Below are 2,000 nucleotides of genomic sequence, written 5' to 3'. Positions count from 1 at the left end.
GGGGAACGCTCGCCTCGCACGACTACGTAGTTTGGTCGCAGCGCGAGCGGTTCAGTCGGCGTTGGGCGGCTCGGCGTGACTGATCACGCGCTTCACGGTCGGGAACGCACGACGCAGACCGCGTTCGATTTCGTCGACCCGGTCGTGCACCGCGATGACGCTGAGTGTCGGCTCGGCATAGCAATGGAAATTGACGATCTCGCCGGCTTCGGTGTCGCGGACGCGGACATTGTGCACGTCGTGAATGGCGCCGTTGGCGGCGAGCTTGGTCAGTGCCGTGCGGATCTCGGCGACGCGTTCGGGCGAGGCGTCGTTGCCGTACGACCGAGTTTGCTGCCGGCAACTATCGATTCATTCCGGCAGTATTCCAGTACTCAAGCGGTGTCGCCGCTGAGCCGGGCTATGAGATCGAACGCGTCCGCTTCGATACGCTGCTGCCGCTTGCCGAAGGCTTCGCTCGTGCCGCTTCCTACATCCAATCCGCCGGGCGCCCGCTGACCTCGTTCTGTGCCTGTGAGTTGCGCTCGCCGGCCGCCTTCACCGAGGAAGGCTTCACGGCCTTCAATCGTCATTATGTCCGCACCCTGGCCGAATGGGATATCTTCGACGGCACGACCAACCCGGTGGCGCGCAGCAATGTCTGCCCCGAAATCGATCCACCGGCTGAGCCCAGCTTCTTCGCGTTCTCGTTCACCCGGCCGCGCGTCGGCGCCGGCCCGTCCGTAGTCGTCGCCGGCGGCGCCGAGGCGCGCGGCGGCACCGGCAGTTATCCCGAGCGCATCGTGCGCTATCGCGACATGAGCGCCGAGGGCTTCCGTGACAAGGTGAGCTTCGTCGTCGACGCAATGCGCGATCGCCTGGCGCAACTCGGCTTCACCTGGGCCGACACCACGGCGGCGCAGATCTACAGCGTGCACGATTTTCACGCGCTCGCCGCCGACGAACTGGTCCGTGCCGGCGCCGCGCGCTCCGGACTGACCTGGCACTATGCCCGGCCGCCGGTGGTCGATCTTGAATATGAGATGGACTGCCGCCGCGTGTTGCGCGAGATCGTGATCTAGCGGTTACGTCTCTCCGCTATGCAGCTTCCGCGTTTGCCAAACGGCGCGGCGCGGCCTAGCTGAAGCGGCATGACATTGCGGGATGCAGATATCGTGGTGCTCGGCGCCGGCGTGGTCGGCGTCAGCGCCGCGCTGCATTTGCAGCGGCGTGGGCGCGACGTCGTGCTGGTCGACCGCAACGACGCGGCCGGAGAGGGCACCAGCTACGGCAACGCCGGGTTGATCGAGTGCGCCTCGGTCTTCCCCTACATGTTTCCGCGCGATCTCGGGCATCTGCTGCGTTACGCCGTGAATGCCTCGGCCGATGCGCACTACCAGCTTTCCGGCATCCCCGAATTCCTGCCCTGGCTGGTGCGCTACTTCTTCGCTTCTTCGAAGGCCGGCGCGGCGCGCAGCGCGCAGGCGGCGCTGCCGTTGATCCGCCAGAGTCTCACCGAGCACGAGATCCTCATTGGCGAGGCCGGCGTGCCGGAGCTGCTGCGCAAGACCGGCTGGATCAAGCTGTTTCGCTCGCAGCCGGCGTTCGCGTCGGCGCTCGCCGAGCTGGAGCGCGCCCGCGCGCTCGGCGTCACCGCGGATGTGCTCGACCCTGCGATGATCGCCACCCGCGAGCCTGATATCGCCGGCGACTTCGCCGGAGCTATTCACTGGCTCGAACCCGGCTTCATTCCTGATCCTGGTGGGCTGGTGAAGGCCTATGCGGCGCTGTTCGCGCGCAATGGCGGCCGCTTTGCGCGTGGCGATGCGCGCTCACTGGAGCAGCACGGCGGTGGCTGGCGTGTGACGACCGCAGACGGCGCAGTGTCGGCGCGCGAGGTCGTGGTGGCGCTCGGGCCGTGGTCCGACAGCGTGTTCAAGCCGCTGGGCTACCGCATTCCGCTCGGCGTCAAGCGCGGCTATCACCAACACTTCGCGCCGCGTACCGGGGCGGCGTTGAAT

The 2,000-nt window shown here is 67.0% G+C and carries 2 protein-coding genes and 1 pseudogene; 2 read left to right on the top strand and 1 reads right to left on the bottom strand.

Annotated elements, in window-relative coordinates; translation table 11 throughout:
• Positions 1 to 51 precede the first annotated feature (51 nt).
• Positions 52 to 321, bottom strand: a pseudogene (locus I5M_RS14565) (cation transporter dimerization domain-containing protein); the annotation flags it as partial.
• On the opposite strand from I5M_RS14565, the gene I5M_RS14560 reads away from it, so the two are divergent.
• Together I5M_RS14560 and I5M_RS14555 are read left to right on the top strand one after the other, a co-directional pair.
• Positions 273 to 1,061, top strand: coding sequence for a hypothetical protein (locus I5M_RS14560; RefSeq protein ID WP_022722068.1), 789 nt, complete (start codon positions 273 to 275; stop codon positions 1,059 to 1,061). The pseudogene I5M_RS14565 and the gene I5M_RS14560 sit on opposite strands and share 49 nt — an antisense overlap.
• A gap of 69 nt (positions 1,062 to 1,130) precedes the next feature.
• Positions 1,131 to 2,000, top strand: an 870-nt coding sequence (locus I5M_RS14555) for an FAD-binding oxidoreductase (protein WP_022722067.1), incomplete at its 3' end; no start/stop codon positions are given.

Source organism: Rhodopseudomonas sp. B29 (assembly GCF_000333455.1).
In the GTDB taxonomy this organism is placed as follows: Bacteria; Pseudomonadota; Alphaproteobacteria; order Rhizobiales; family Xanthobacteraceae; genus Rhodopseudomonas.
Note: the sequence above shows the minus strand (reverse complement) of the source record. Positions and strands in the feature narration are given on the sequence as shown.